A 14,748-nucleotide genomic window follows, 5' to 3' on the forward strand; every position below is an offset into this window, starting at 1 on the left:
TTTAGGCAGTTTGGGGACCAGACTTTTTGTCGGTTTAATGTGATGCTTAAGAAAATTAGTTTTGCCCCTTTAATGCATGCATGGTGGAAAGATTCAATTTTCACAGGCGCGGTGATTTTAGCTGCGGTTTTGCACTTGATTCTTTTGAGCCTGCAATTTGCCATGCCGGAAGAAAGTGATGCGGCAGTGAAAGAAATCGCAGTGACTTTACGCCCGAATAAAGACAAAGTTGAAAATGCTGATTTTCTTGCGCAGGCAGATCAACAAGGTTCTGGAACTTTTCGTGAAGCACATCGCATGTCGAGTAATATGCCAGCTCCGATGCTTGAACAAAGTGCAGGTGAGCAACAGCAAGAAAGTTTAGAGCGATTACAGCAAAAGCGTGAATTGAGCTTTGAAGAAAAAGTGTTAATGACGACCTTAAGCTGGAAAAAGGAAGCCGAACAAAATCAGCGTAAAAAAGCCATGCAAGAGCTGAATAGCCAGTTTCAGGCCAAAGCAGCGATGGTGGCAAGTTTAGAAGCACAATATTTACAGCGTCAGCAAAATTTTAGCCGTCAGCAAAAAATTAAAACCGTGGATGGTATTCAGGCCAAACAAGATATTTCAGCCGCCTATTTGGAAAAATTCCGCCAAAAAGTTGAATTTTACGGTAACCGTTATTATCCCGATGCCGCAAAAGTGCAACGCCTGGCTGGGGAAGTCCGTTTAATGGTGATTTTAAATAAAAACGGCGGAATTCGTGCCATTCGCCTGATTGAGAGTTCAGGTCATGCCGTATTGGATGAAGCTGCAAAAACTTCCGTGCGTAAAGCCGCACCTTTTGGTGTGTTTGATCAAGCGATGAAAGATATTTCAGAACTCCGTATTGTCCGAACTTGGCGTTTTGACCCCGCAGAAGCTGAATTTGAAGTGAAATAAGTCAAATTTAAAACGGATGCATGGTCATTATTCAGCAAGACGATAAACACCATCTTGCTGTCCGCCGAGCCAAGTCACGGTTAAATCTTTGTCATGAATTTCTAAACGGGTTGGGAATATTTCTAGGTTTTTGGCATATTTTGATGTGGCTTTTAAACCAATACAGTTGCCATTTTTCCACCATGTTCCTTCGGCATATTGATCTAATGCACCGACGGCAAGATACCACTTAAATTTGCCATTGGGTTCAAGTAAAAGTTCTGAACCCACTTCCATTACACCTTGTAAATAATAATGTCCTGCCCACGTGCTATCTGTAGATTGAAATTTTACTTGCTTACAGGTAGTTTTATTATGGGCATAGAGCGGTGAACTAAAAGCTAAAGAAGAAATGCAGAAGAGTGCAGTCAGGATTTTTTTCATGAAGGTGCCTCTATATTTTAATGTGTCTTCAAAGGTGTTTTTATTTTTCTTGGATTGATCTTTTATAAGAGAAGTAATGTTTCTTTTCAAGCAAAGAATTGTGAATCTGGTTTAAAAGGCATGAATAAAAAGAGAGTTTTTCTATGCTTTTAGAAAAAATCTTGGGTGAGAATGATAAAAATTTTATTAGATTCACCCTCCACCTAACCTCCTCCTACAGGGAGGAGGGACTACCGATGTTAAATTAAGATTGAAAGTTCCCTCTCCTTTAAGGAAAGGGTTAGGGTGAGGTGAAGCCCCAATATGGAGTATAAAAAAGCGAGCATTACGCTCGCTTTTAAACTGTCAGATTCTAGTCTTGCTCGGTATAAGGGTTATCAAAACCGAGTTTTTTCAGGATTTTAATTTCTAAAGCTTCCATTTCCTCGGCATCTTGCTCAGATGTTTCATGGTCATAACCCATTAAATGTAATATGCCATGGACCAACATATGGGTGAAATGTTCAATGGGTGTTTTTTGCTGATCGATCGCTTCTTGTAAAACCACAGGAATACAAATCACTAAATCGCCAAGCGGAAAAGCATCTAAATATTCAGCCATTTCATCTGGAATATCACTTGGGAAAGACAATACATTGGTGGGTTTGTCTTTTTTGCGGTATTCAAGATTCAGCTTATGACTTTGGTCATTATCGACACAGGCAATGCCGATTTCGCAATTACTTTGTGTGCCGATATAACGTAAAGCTGTTTCTACAACTTTTTTAATGTAGGCACGTTTCAAGACCAATTCAGCGGCTTGAAAGTCCTGTTGTAGGGAAAGACTAAGTTTCAAAATGAATCCTTATTTAAAGCTCACTGCTGTGCATCGGCAGCAGCATCATTTTCAGCGATTAAGGCTTCCTGACGAGCTTTGCGTTCTGCCCGAGCTTCAGCACTTAAACGCTGTTGTTCACTGTCCCAACCTTCATAGGCTTCGACAATTTTTTGTACCAGTTGATGACGCACCACATCACGAGAGTGGAAACGGGTAATGTGAATTTCCGGAATTTTATCAATCACACGTAAAGCATGCGATAAACCTGATTGCTGACCACGCGGTAAATCGACCTGAGTCACGTCACCGGTAATCACTGCGCGTGAACCAAACCCTAAACGGGTCAGGAACATCTTCATCTGTTCAGGGGTGGTATTTTGCGCCTCATCTAAAATAACGAAAGAATGATTCAGGGTACGACCACGCATATAGGCGAGGGGCGCAACTTCAATTACCTGACGTTCAATCAGTTTGGCGACTTTTTCAAAGCCCAGCATTTCATATAGGGCATCGTAAAGTGGGCGCAAATATGGATCGATTTTCTGACTTAAATCACCGGGTAGGAAACCGAGTTTTTCACCCGCTTCAACTGCAGGACGAACCAGCAGAATACGCTGTATTTCATTGCGTTCCAGCATGTCAACTGCGGCTGCAACTGCAAGATAGGTTTTACCTGTACCCGCAGGACCAATACCAAATGAAATATCGCTTTGCAAAATACGCTGTACATAGCGTTTTTGATTGGCGCCGCGCGGGTTAATTCGGCCTTTACGAGTCTGTAACCAAACCTCATCCAGACCAGTATGTTCCTGATCTGGATCACTTTGTAACTCCCGGTCTGTCTGGCTACCCTGGATCATCAGATGCAGAGTGTCAGCACTAATTTGCTGGCTAATTTCAGTTTCTTCATACAGACGCATCAAGAGGCTTTCGGCCCTCTCTACTGCATCAATATCCCCATCGATGTAAAAGGCATCACCTCGATGGGAAATTTGGACATCTAAACGTTGTTCGATTTGTTTCAAGTGACCGTTATAAGCACCCAGCATGCCTTTTAAACGCTCCATTGAAACACCAGGAAAATTTACTGTACGTCGAATCGCTGCAGTCAAGAGAATTCCTTATAAAGTGGTCTAACCGATCACCTTACATTACGCCACGTCAGGCTCAAGATTCAATAGCTCACCGTAAACAAAATTCAAAGTTTTAATTTCGGTAATCTCGATTTCTGCAAAACGCCCGACCCAAGCAGGATCACCAATGAAAGATACATAACGGGTGTTATCGGCAGTACCCACCAGCAGGTTTGGATCCTTGTCAGAAACTTTTTCAATCAAGACCCGTTGAATTGTTCTCAGCATGGCATCTGTTTTATCAATGCTTGAACGCTTGATCCATTTCTGTACTTTGCCAAGACGTTCTTTTTTCACATCATCCGGGGTAGTGTCCGAAAGTTCTGAAGCGGGTGTACCCGGACGTTTTGAATAGATAAAGCTATATGAATGGTCGAAATCTAAATCTTTAATGAATTGATAGGTTTCTTCAAAGTTTTCATCAGTTTCACCCGGGAAACCAATAATGAAGTCTGATGATAAATGCATATCTGGACGAACTTGGCGCAGCTTGACAATTTTATCAATGTAAACATCAATAGTGTGGTTACGCTTCATGGCTTGCAGTACATCGTTGGAACCACTTTGTACCGGCAAGTGAAGATGTGAAACCATTTGCGGAAGGTCACGGTAGCATTGAATTAAGTCATCATTAAACTCAAGCGGGTGTGAAGTGGTATAACGCAAACGGCCAATCCCCGGAATTTCAGCCACTAAACGAAGCAAGTCTGCAAATGTACAGATATTGCCTTCGAAAGTTTCACCACGGTAACCATTGACGTTTTGGCCCAATAGCGAAATTTCACGCACGCCTTTTTCAGCCAAACCTGCAATTTCAGCCAGCACGTCATCTAAAGGACGTGAAACCTCTTCACCACGGGTATAAGGCACCACGCAGAAAGAACAGTATTTCGAACAGCCTTCCATAATCGAAACAAAGGCTTTGTAACCTTCAACACGCGGTTCAGGTAAAAAGTCGAATTTTTCGATGTCGGGGAAAGAAATATCGATCAGCTTGATTTTATCTTTCTTTGGTTTTTCAATCTGATCGCTATGCTGATCCAGCATTCGTGGTAAACGGTGCAAGGTTTGTGGACCGAAAACCATGTCGACATACGGTGCACGTTTTTGAATGTTGTCACCTTCTTGCGAAGCCACACAACCACCGACACCAATCACCAGATCAGGATTTTTTTCTTTCAGTTTGCGCCAGCGACCAAGTTCAGAAAATACTTTTTCCTGTGCTTTTTCACGAATGGAACAGGTATTCATCAGCAGAATATCGGCTTGTTTCGGATCAGTGGTTAACACATAACCGTGTGAATCGCCCAACAGGTCTGCCATACGATGACTGTCATACTCATTCATCTGACACCCTTGCGTTTCGATATACAGTTTTTTCACTGATCCGTCGGCTGGGGTGTGCTGTGGCTGGGTAACAGTGTTTTCTGAAGCAGCTTGGGCACTATTTGGAATGAAAGTTTGAACCGTCATGTAGGCTCCTAAAGGATAAATCGAACAAATCACAATTTAAGATTTCCCCTATTGAGGATGGGGTTAGCAATTTTTCTTTTTCATTTCAATCCTTAATTGAAACTTGTTGAAGAAGAACATGCTGGCTTAATCTTTTAAGATCGTAATTTGAATACAAGAAAGGCGCATATTTTAGCAGGAATTGAAGCTAAACTTATACAGATAAATAAACCGACAAGAAGATTGATTTATGGAGTAAAAATGATTGAAAATTAATATTGCCTAATCATAAGGTTACACAACAGAACAGTAGAGTAGTTTAATAATAATTAAACTATTAAAAAATGATGAGATGCGACCAAGGCAACACTAAATGACGGAAGGCAAGCATATGTGTAATCAGGTAATCAATAAAAAATATTATAAAATGCTTGCTTTAGGTTTGGCATCAACCGGTTTCGTTTGTATTTCCCATGCCGCAGATGAGGAATTTAATGCGGCCCTACAAGCGGCAAATGCTGGAAATGTGGGACTATTACAACAATATAAAGCCTCAATGCAAAATGATGTGCTCGGCTATTATCCCGAATATTGGTCTCTAAATACCAATTTATCTGCACAACCTTCCAGTAATATTGTTAATTTTGCCCAACGCTATCCGCAATCCGCCATGGCCGAAAAACTAGCAGCAGATTATGTCGAAGAAAAAGTAAAACAAGCCGATTTCGCACCAGCGCAACCGATTTTACAGTATGTCACCAACCCCGATCAGGCTGAAAGTTGTGCAGTGGCACAAGTTCGCGCCAAATCAGGCGATCCGCTGGTTTTTGCTGAATATAAAGATGTCTGGCTGACGACCAGTACCCAACCTGACTCCTGCACCGGTTTGGGACGCATGATGCTTTCCAGTCCACTTATGACCGAGCAGGATAGACAGCAACGTCTATGGGGGCAGCTACGTGCAGGTCAATCGGGTCAGGCTTTAGCCACAGCGCAGACCTTGGGGATGAGTTTATCGTTAGCGCAACTTAATCAAATCCAAGCCAATCCCTTAAATTATTTGTGGTCTGCACCGAAGGCATCGACAGCTGAGCATGCCTATTTAATTTATGCGATGGGACGTTTAGCAGATAGTGATTTGAATACTGCAATAGCTTCAGTGCAGAAGGCTGCTCAGGGCACACCGGTACAAGTGCAAAAAGCGTTATACCGAGCTGTAGGCTATATTGGCGGTACCACGGTGATGAAAAATAACTTCAACCGTGAAGTGCTGAATTATTTGGATGCCAGTTACGGATTGCCCTTCAGTTCAGAAGAAGCGGAAATTTATGCCCGCCAAGCCATTCGTTTCAGTAGCTGGGAAAGTTTAATTCGTGCCATTGATGCCATGAGTGTGACGCAAAAACAGGAAGATCGTTGGCAATACTGGCTAGCACGTGCATCTGAGCAACGTGGCGATGCAGGCGCTAAACGTACTGCCCAGGAAATCTATAAAAAATTAGCGCAAGGTGATGATTATCATAATTTATTGGCCAAAGATAAACTGGGCCAGCGTTATAATAATATTCCGAATAATGTTCAGCCTTCAAATAGTGATGTACAGCGTTTAAGCCAGGATATTCATTTTAGTCGTGCCTTTGCTTTACGCCGTGTCAATGCACCTGAAAATTATATTAATCGCGAGTGGAACTGGGCAGTACGTCAAGCCTATTTAAAACATGACGATGGTTTATTGCTTGCTGCAGCAAAACGCGCAACCGATATGGGCTGGTATGATCGGGCAATTTATGCAGCAGATCGGACTGAAAATAAACACAATTATTCTTATCGTTATGCTATGCCGCACCAGAATTATGTAGTGAGCCATAGTCGTAATGCAGGTATTGATCCTGCATGGGCGTATGGGTTGATGCGTCAGGAAAGTCGTTTTAATACCAGTGCACGTTCACATGTGGGCGCAGGCGGTCTGATGCAGATTATGCCGGATACCGCAAAACTGGTGGCACGTCAGATGGGCGAAACCTATAATCCGGCTGCCTTGACGGATATGAATACCAATATTCGTTATGGCACTTTTTACTTGTCCATGATTCAGAGCCAATTGAGCAGTAGTCCAGTTTTAGCCACAGCAGGTTATAACGCCGGTCCAAACCGCGCGCGTCGTTGGCAACCTGACTCGCAGTCGATTGCCGCAGATCAATATACTGAAAGTATTCCACTCACTGAAACCCGTGACTATGTGAAACATGTAATGACCAATGCGACTCATTATGGGGTGTTGCTTGGACAAGGCGCGCAATCAATTGAAAAAAGAATGAATAGCATTCCATTGAGAATAAATCCTTAAATTTTAATTTTGTTGATGGGGTCTAACTTATAAATGATAGTTTTTGACTACACACCAGTTTTAGCAAGGTTGACACTGTTCGTCGTGAGTGGGGCAGGACTAGGGCTGTTTTCATCTCAAATTTTTGCAGCGCCAATTCAAGGGTATGTAATGGTAGTGCAAATGACGCCAGCTGTGTGTATGTTGGATACTCAAAAATCAAAAAAACGAAAATGCTTAGAAGGCTATGCGCTTAATATTTCGGGCTTATTACCCGAAACGTCAGAAACAGAGTGCAATACTGCAGCTTCAGCAGCTTTATCACCTTTGCAAGCGAAAGTGGTGGCACGCGTCATGCCGGATGAAAATGCCCGCGTCCAGCTTTGGCAGGCGATTGGAGGATGTGTACCGATGAATGCAAGTCAATATTTTCGTAGCGTCATTAATTATGCAGAACGTTTAAAAGTACCATCTGAATTAACCAGTCCTGAAAACCGGACCATGCATATGAGTAATCTTCGCTTACAGTTCTTACGTTTAAATCCGACTTTACCGGCGAATGCGATTAAATTTAATTGTGCAGCGGTGAATGGAACACCTATTCTTACAGAGGTCAAACTTTGTTATAAACCGAATGGACAGTACAAACAGTGTTCAACAACAGTTGAAACCAACTGTCCAAATTCCTTTACTATAAAAGGTTCTTACTAAGTTTTTTGCCACATTTTATTTGTATTTCCTATCAGACTTTTGTTGAAGTTCTATCTCTTTTGCATGCATCAAGCCAATGATTGGAGTACAATCTTTGGCGTTTATGATTATTAGATTAAATGGACTAACTATTTAATCGCATTGACTATCCTCAATTGGAGATAATTAGATGAAGCAAGCCGTTCGTGTTGCCGTTACCGGTGCTGCAGGTCAAATTGGTTATAGCTTACTATTCCGTATCGCAAGCGGCGAGATGCTAGGTAAAGATCAACCGGTTATTTTACAATTGTTAGAAGTTCCTTTTGAGAAAGCTCAACAAGCGCTTAAAGGCGTGATGATGGAACTTCAAGACTGTGCATTCCCTCTTTTAGAAGACATGATCGGTACTGATGACCCTAAAGTTGCATTCAAAGATGCTGACTATGCGTTATTGGTTGGTTCACGTCCACGTGGTCCTGGTATGGAACGTGCTGACTTGTTAAAAGTGAACGGTGAAATCTTCATCGGTCAAGGTCAAGCATTAAACGAAGTTGCTAGCCGTGACGTTAAAGTACTTGTTGTAGGTAACCCTGCAAACACAAATGCTTACATCGCAATGAAATCTGCTCCAGATCTTCCAGCGAAAAACTTCACTGCAATGTTACGTCTTGACCACAACCGTGCTGCATCTCAAATTGCTGCAAAAACGGGTAAAGCGGTTAAAGACATTAAAAACCTTACAGTTTGGGGTAACCACTCTCCAACAATGTATGCTGACTACCGTTTTGCAACAATTAACGGCGAAAGCGTTAAAGACATGATTAACGATCAAGAATGGAATGCAAACACATTCCTTCCTACAGTTGGTAAACGTGGTGCTGCAATCATTGAAGCACGTGGTTTGTCTTCTGCTGCTTCTGCTGCAAATGCTGCAATCGACCATATGCGCGATTGGGCTCTTGGCACAAACGGCGAATGGGTAACTATGGGTATCCCTTCTGACGGTTCGTATGGTATTCCTGAAGGCGTAATGTTCGGTTTCCCTGTAACGACTGAAAACGGTGAATACAAAATCGTTCAAGGTCTTGAAATCGACGAATTCAGCCGTGAACGTATTAACTTTACGTTGAACGAGCTTGAAGAAGAACGTGCAGCAATTGCGGATATGATTAAATAATTTGATCTTAAACGATTAAGTTAAAGAAGCACTCCATTAGGGGTGCTTTTTTTTATAAAATACAAATACTTCATAACAAAAGATAACAAGAAGACATAAGGCCGTAGTTCTAATTTTTCCTACACTTGTTAAGTTATAAATGTCATTTAATAACCGCAGGAGAGAATCGTATGGTACTCGAGCAACAACCGACTTTAGAATTATTATTTGAACAATTGGGTTTGCCTGCAGATGAAGCTGCGATTGATCAGTTTGTTAAAAATCACCAGTTAGCTTCTGAAGTGATTTTGCCAGATGCAAGTTTCTGGAGCGAAGGTCAAAGTGCTTTTTTACGTGAGCACTGGCACCAAGATGATGAATGGATTGTCATTATTGATAAGCTTAACCAGCTGTTACATGTGGAAAGTGACAAGCTTTCTCAGCAATAAGTTTTCAATGGATTAGGCCCTTCAACAGGGTCTAATTTTTTGCTACAAAAATATACAACAAGCGCTAGGTGAAAGCTGGGCTTTGCGCCGCAATTCTTATAACTTGATAGTGGGATAAACATACAAGTTACCGAGGAGAACAGCATGTTTGATCAGCAACCCACACTAGAACTCTTATTTGAACAATTGGGTCTTGACGCGAGCGAGGAAGCAATCGATCAGTTTATAGAAACCCATCAATTGACCATGGATATTCCTTTGCATCACGCTCCATTCTGGACGCCGGCACAGCATGATTTCATTATCAGTCATTGGAAAAAAGATGATGACTGGGCAATGGTGGTGGATATCTTAAACGAGCAATTGCATAGTGATGATCAACCTCATAAATAAGATGATTTTTTAATCACAAATTGAAACAACATAATCAGAGTGGTGACTATTATTTCTCTGATATTTCTTATAAGTTAATTGAATAATAAATGACAAATTAACGAATAAGGAGTTTGCACTGATGATGAGTAATAAACCATCCTTAGAATTATTGTTTTCGCAGTTGGGATTGGCCAATAGCCCTGCAGCCATTGAGCTTTTTATACGTACGCATCAATTACCTTCAAACCAAAACTTACATGATGCACCTTTCTGGAATAAATCTCAGCGTGAATTTCTGATCCGTTATTTGGTTGAAGATGCTGATGAGTGGGTTATCTGGATTGACGAGCTTAATCAGCAACTACATATGAATGCCAACAAATTACAAATGGCTTAAAATTGGAATATATTTTTTAAAAAGCATGCTTACATAAAAAACTCTCCATTTCGGAGAGTTTTTTTGTTTTTTGAAATTAGTGCAATTTACTTTGCAGTATTTTTACAAACCAGATTTCTTCGCGTAGCACCCTAAATGAGGGATGTTTTTGTAGCAGTTCTAAATCAAAGTCCGCAGATTTACTGTATTTAGTTAACCAGTGTCGAGTCAATGCAGTCTGATTTTTAGAAACTGATGCATAGGCAAGGAAAAAATAGATGTCACTGTGTTCATGTTGAGACAGTGGTTTTAAAATCTGCTCGGTAATTAAAGCAAAACGCTGTTCCTTAGTGATTTCAAAATACAGCATATAAGCTTTAGCCAGATGTAAGGACAGATTCAAATACAAACGCATAGGCATTTCTTCATATTCAATCCGTGCCTGCTCTAAAAGAACCACAGCTTCTTGTAGAAAATGAATCTGTTCTTGACGCGAATTGCTTATAACCACCAGTTGTAAGCGTAAATCAGCACGTTCTAAAGCGAGATCAGGCGTATTGTTTTCCAAATACAATTGATCCGTCTCACCGATCCGCTCGATAATTTTTTTTGTATTTTCAAACATTAGCCAATACCTCATTGATGAATAATCAGTATATAAGGGCAAAACCAGAAATTTAAAGGTAAATGCAGTATCCTGCTATTATAATAAACAATTAGAACAAGACATTAGCACTACGTAACCATGCAGTAATCGATAAGCGTTGATGCTTGGCTTGAATCACTTCATGCAATAAATCGCTTTGGAACATTGCAATACGATTCGGTTTGGGTTGAATGGTATGCCATTGCCCGTTTTTATCTTCTAGATGCAATTCTCCGCCCCAGTCATCTTGCCAATTTTCATGTAAATAATAGACTGTAGAAATAATACGACCATTTTTTCCCTGCGGATTGTCGCGATGCAAAGCGTAATATTCTCCTGCGTTATAGCAGGCAAAATGAGCTTCGACTTCTTTGATGCCTAAATAAAAATTACGATTTAATAATTGAGAGATTTCTTGAAGCGTTTCAATGTGATGTTGTGCAGCTTCTAATTCTTCACTAATCCACAGAATGTGGTCACTACGGATATTACTGACTACGCCATTTTGAATGGCCGCATCACGAAAACGGTTTAAATTGGAAGTACATTCTTCAACTAAAGCATGTACATAGTCTTGAGGGTAGGCATTGTCAATGAGCGTAAAACCATGTTGATCTAAATCCTCAATAATTTGATCAACATTCCATGACTTTGGGAGCTGAATTGCATCCATATACATATACTCAAATACAATCTGAAAAAAGGTGGCGTATTCTAGAGCAAGATATCCTTCGGAATGAAACATTTTTTCATGCTAAAATATCCGTTGATTACAGGAATTAAAGAAACATGAATTACCGTCACCATTTCCATGCAGGCAACTTTGCCGATGTTATGAAGCATGTGTTATTGCTTCAACTTTTAACACGTTTAAATGCCAAAGATAAACCGTATCGCTATATCGATACGCATGGTGGTGCAGGTAAATATGATTTATCTACATCTGCTGCACAAAAATCAGGTGAGTTCTTAAACGGTATTCATCGTTTAGTAAAGCTTGATGATTCAATTGTTCGCAATGCCCCAGAAGGTGTGAAGCAATATCTTAAAGTGGTTGAAGATATGCGTGCCGGTTCAGGTAAAGGTGCTTATCCAGGTTCACCTTGGTTCGCACTGGAAGGTATGCGCGATATTGATAAAGCAACGATCTTCGAAATGCAAAAAGAAGTTTTTCAAGAATTGTATTTCAATATTCGTGACCGCCGTGCAGGTTTGCATGAACGTGATGCTTATGAAGGTTTGTTAGGGGTTATTCCACCGAAAGAAAAACGCGGTTTGGTGATGATTGATCCTCCTTACGAATTAGAACGTAAAGATTTCCCTCAGCTAGTAGAATTGTTGGCGACTGCACATAAAAAATGGCCAACAGGGTGTTTTGCAGTTTGGTATCCAATTAAAGACCGCGCCATGATTGATCGTTTTGAAAAGAAAATGATGAAAACCGGTATCCGCCGTCAATTGGTGTGTGAAATTTGTGTGTGGCCAGATGACACCCCAGTAGGTTTGAATGGTTGTGGTTTGCTGGTGATTAATCCACCTTGGAAATTCTCGCAAGATGCTGATGAAGCATTGCAATGGCTGTTCCCGCATTTGCGTATGAGTGAAAATGGTGGGCATGCCGCTGTACGCTGGTTAGTTGGCGAATAATACAGACGTTTAAAAAAGAGATAAGGTTACAGTTAGGATCGACAAGAATGACAAGTATAAATAAACCTGAAAGTGAATCTTCTACACGTGATGAACATACTTTTGATGGCATCACTTTTGAAGTGGAAGAAGAAGAACAGACCCATGAGGGACAAAAGGTAAAACGTCGTGGCATCTATCTGTGGCCGAATCTGATCACGACAGCAGCATTGCTGTCGGGGTTTTACTCTATTATTGCCAGTATGAATGGTGATTTTACCCAAGCGATTTACGCTATCTTTCTTGCAGCGTTGTTAGATGGTTTAGATGGTCGAGTGGCTCGCGCGATTGGGGCACAAAGTGCTTTTGGCGAACAGTATGACTCTTTATCTGACTTGTTGGCGTTTGGTGTGGCACCGGCTATTCTAATGTATAGCTGGAGTTTGCATGATTTAGGTCGTATCGGTCTGGCATGTTGTTTTGTCTACACGGCATGTGCAGCATTCAGGTTAGCACGTTTCAATGTGCAAATTGGTGTGGTCGATAAACGCTATTTTATTGGTGTGGCAAGTCCGTTAGCCGCCATTTTGATTATCACGCTAGTTTGGGTAGGACGTGATTTCCCTGCAATTTTTGATTTGCGTGAAGTGGGTATTCAAATTATCAATGCGGTGCTTATAGTGGCAGTAGGCTTGTTGATGATCTCGAATATTAAATATTATTCATTTAAAACATTGGATCGTAAACGTGTTCCTTTTGCGGTGCTGCCAATCGCTGTATTTATCTTTGCCGCGATTACTTATAATATTCCAGTAGGAATCTTGGTGATTTCTATTATCTACGCACTTTCTGGTTTCGTAACGACATTCATGGCTAGAAAAAATAACCCTATATAAAAATGAGACATCTATACCTAAAATAAAAAGGAGCACGATATGCAGTTGTTTCAAGATTTATTTGACCAGTCTAAACAACTCAATCAGGCTCCCTCTCAGGCGCAGTTGGCTTATCATGCGCAAAAAGGGCGATATAAAATTATTCATCAAGGCTTGATGATTCCGAATTTGCCTGCACCATTACACTATTTAAACTTTCTGAGCGTGATTGGTCAGCCCAATGCCCCTATGCTTCGCAATGAAAGTGCCATTCATTCCACTGCTTTAGATACAGCAACCATTATTGCCAGTGTTAGTCCACATATGAGGGGGCAATTAAATTCCTATTCTGTGGAAAAAGAATGTCAGTTTAAAAAAGAATATTTCAAGTTTGCCGATCGGGAAATGATTTCTGGAAATTTCCCGCATTTTCGTATCCAGCGCCAAGATAAAGAACTGAGTTTCGATTTATCTATAACGACTAGCAATATCATTTCTCATTTTACCAAGTTGCGTATGGGCTTGGCAGATCATTGGTCTGTATTGTGTCAATGTGAAGGTCAGATTGTCTATAAAGATCAGCAATTTGAAATTCAGGAAATGGGCTGTTTCGAATATGCACGCGCCATTAATTTTTCCTATTTACCTCTCGCATTCTTTACCTATCAAATTATTAATCTGGAAAATAATCGTCAGCTTCTGTTAGTGCAAATTCGTGATCCTTTTAATCGCATTGTGCAATCTCGGATGTATTTACGAGATGCCAAGACGGGCATAGCACAAATGTTTCATGATAATGTCCGCTTCAAAGTCCATCGTGTTTATCCGAAGGTAAAAACACCGAATGGACAATATATGTATTTGCCTCGTGAATTTGAATGGGGCTATGAAGGAAAAGATGGCACCTGTATTTCAGTTCAAGCACAAAGTCGCGGAGATTTTAAATTCGGTTTGGCTGCCGGTTATGTAGGTAGCTTTAAATATCAAATCAAAATCAATCATCATGAGGAAATGGGTGAAAGTGGCTACTGCGAATATATCGATTGCCGTTCATTGAACTGGCAGGAAAAAGATAAAGAAGAAAAAATGCAAGATCAATTGGTCAATACCGTACCTTTTGCGTGCAAAAAATAAAAAACCTTCTTATTTTGCGGAATAAATAAACAGTCGAAGTGTTATTTCTAAAATAATGCGGAAAAGGGGTTGCATGAGGATTTTTTTCGCCTATAATGCGTATCCATCGGCGGTGATGTTGATTAAAACTTGTTGAGAAACAAGGATTTAGCCTAAAGGGTTTGAATCTGGAAGTCTTGAAGAGGTTTAAATTAATCAATAAAACCTGTTGACTTTCTCGAGATAGAGAGTAATATAGCCGACCTAGCTTGCTGCTGATGAAGTGGCAAGAAACTCATTAAGAGATTATGAAGAACAACTTGTGTGGATTTTTACTGGTTGATCGATCGAAATTATTTTCATTGATTGA

Annotated in this window: 16 protein-coding genes; 10 read left to right on the plus strand and 6 right to left on the minus strand. The window is 40.7% G+C overall.

Features of this window, described 5'->3' with window-relative positions:
* Positions 1–42 precede the first annotated feature (42 nt).
* The gene (locus ACP69Y_RS04590; RefSeq protein ID WP_425916546.1) at positions 43–921 is read left to right on the plus strand and encodes an energy transducer TonB; all 879 of its coding nucleotides are present in this window, start codon (positions 43–45) and stop codon (positions 919–921) included.
* Positions 922–948: 27 nt separating this feature from the next.
* On the opposite strand, the gene ACP69Y_RS04595 is transcribed toward ACP69Y_RS04590, so the two are convergent.
* The 4 genes from ACP69Y_RS04595 to miaB form a co-directional block, all read right to left on the minus strand.
* Positions 949–1,344, minus strand: a complete 396-nt coding sequence (locus ACP69Y_RS04595; RefSeq protein ID WP_425916548.1) for a hypothetical protein — start codon at positions 1,342–1,344, stop codon at positions 949–951.
* Positions 1,345–1,696: 352 nt separating this feature from the next.
* On the minus strand, positions 1,697–2,179 hold the full coding sequence (gene ybeY / locus ACP69Y_RS04600; RefSeq protein WP_425916550.1) for an rRNA maturation RNase YbeY: 483 nt from the start codon (positions 2,177–2,179) through the stop codon (positions 1,697–1,699).
* A 20-nt stretch (positions 2,180–2,199) separates the two neighbouring features.
* Positions 2,200–3,273 carry a PhoH family protein gene (locus ACP69Y_RS04605; protein WP_131214313.1) on the minus strand — a complete coding sequence of 358 codons (1,074 nt, stop codon included), beginning with the start codon at positions 3,271–3,273 and terminating at the stop codon, positions 2,200–2,202.
* A gap of 39 nt (positions 3,274–3,312) precedes the next feature.
* Positions 3,313–4,767 carry a tRNA (N6-isopentenyl adenosine(37)-C2)-methylthiotransferase MiaB gene (miaB, locus tag ACP69Y_RS04610; protein WP_425916552.1) on the minus strand — a complete coding sequence of 485 codons (1,455 nt, stop codon included), beginning with the start codon at positions 4,765–4,767 and terminating at the stop codon, positions 3,313–3,315.
* A 406-nt stretch (positions 4,768–5,173) separates the two neighbouring features.
* Between miaB and ACP69Y_RS04615 the strand changes: the two genes are divergently transcribed.
* The 6 genes from ACP69Y_RS04615 (at position 5,174) to ACP69Y_RS04640 (ending at position 10,139) form a co-directional block, all read left to right on the plus strand.
* Positions 5,174–7,093 carry a transglycosylase SLT domain-containing protein gene (locus ACP69Y_RS04615; protein ID WP_425916585.1) on the plus strand — a complete coding sequence of 640 codons (1,920 nt, stop codon included), beginning with the start codon at positions 5,174–5,176 and terminating at the stop codon, positions 7,091–7,093.
* Positions 7,094–7,126: 33 nt separating this feature from the next.
* Positions 7,127–7,783 (plus strand): ribonuclease T2 family protein, encoded by a 657-nt coding sequence (locus tag ACP69Y_RS04620; RefSeq protein WP_425916554.1) that lies wholly within the window; start codon positions 7,127–7,129, stop codon positions 7,781–7,783.
* A gap of 169 nt (positions 7,784–7,952) precedes the next feature.
* On the plus strand, positions 7,953–8,939 hold the full coding sequence (locus tag ACP69Y_RS04625) for a malate dehydrogenase (protein WP_425916556.1): 987 nt from the start codon (positions 7,953–7,955) through the stop codon (positions 8,937–8,939).
* Positions 8,940–9,109: 170 nt separating this feature from the next.
* Positions 9,110–9,367 (plus strand): DUF2789 family protein, encoded by a 258-nt coding sequence (locus tag ACP69Y_RS04630; RefSeq protein ID WP_425916558.1) that lies wholly within the window; start codon positions 9,110–9,112, stop codon positions 9,365–9,367.
* A gap of 144 nt (positions 9,368–9,511) precedes the next feature.
* Positions 9,512–9,760 (plus strand): DUF2789 family protein, encoded by a 249-nt coding sequence (locus ACP69Y_RS04635; protein WP_425916560.1) that lies wholly within the window; start codon positions 9,512–9,514, stop codon positions 9,758–9,760.
* A 124-nt stretch (positions 9,761–9,884) separates the two neighbouring features.
* Entirely contained in the window at positions 9,885–10,139 is a 255-nt protein-coding gene (locus ACP69Y_RS04640) for a DUF2789 family protein (RefSeq protein WP_425916587.1), read from the plus strand.
* A gap of 76 nt (positions 10,140–10,215) precedes the next feature.
* On the opposite strand, the gene ACP69Y_RS04645 is transcribed toward ACP69Y_RS04640, so the two are convergent.
* Entirely contained in the window at positions 10,216–10,743 is a 528-nt protein-coding gene (locus ACP69Y_RS04645; protein ID WP_425916562.1) for a hypothetical protein, read from the minus strand.
* Between the two features lie 91 nt (positions 10,744–10,834).
* Positions 10,835–11,437 (minus strand): 2OG-Fe(II) oxygenase, encoded by a 603-nt coding sequence (locus tag ACP69Y_RS04650; protein ID WP_425916589.1) that lies wholly within the window; start codon positions 11,435–11,437, stop codon positions 10,835–10,837.
* 116 nt (positions 11,438–11,553) lie between these two features.
* On the opposite strand from ACP69Y_RS04650, the gene ACP69Y_RS04655 reads away from it, so the two are divergent.
* The 3 genes from ACP69Y_RS04655 to ACP69Y_RS04665 are packed head-to-tail and all read left to right on the plus strand — an operon-like array spanning position 11,554 to position 14,399.
* Entirely contained in the window at positions 11,554–12,411 is an 858-nt protein-coding gene (locus ACP69Y_RS04655) for a 23S rRNA (adenine(2030)-N(6))-methyltransferase RlmJ (RefSeq protein ID WP_425916564.1), read from the plus strand.
* Between the two features lie 47 nt (positions 12,412–12,458).
* Positions 12,459–13,286 carry a CDP-diacylglycerol--serine O-phosphatidyltransferase gene (gene pssA, locus ACP69Y_RS04660; RefSeq protein ID WP_425916565.1) on the plus strand — a complete coding sequence of 276 codons (828 nt, stop codon included), beginning with the start codon at positions 12,459–12,461 and terminating at the stop codon, positions 13,284–13,286.
* 39 nt (positions 13,287–13,325) lie between these two features.
* Positions 13,326–14,399: a DUF6670 family protein gene (locus tag ACP69Y_RS04665; RefSeq protein WP_425916567.1), complete on the plus strand. Its 1,074-nt coding sequence runs from the start codon at positions 13,326–13,328 to the stop codon at positions 14,397–14,399.
* Positions 14,400–14,748 lie beyond the last annotated feature (349 nt).

It is taken from the genome of Acinetobacter sp. TSRC1-2 (assembly GCF_049895885.1).
Classification (GTDB): Bacteria; Pseudomonadota; Gammaproteobacteria; order Pseudomonadales; family Moraxellaceae; genus Acinetobacter.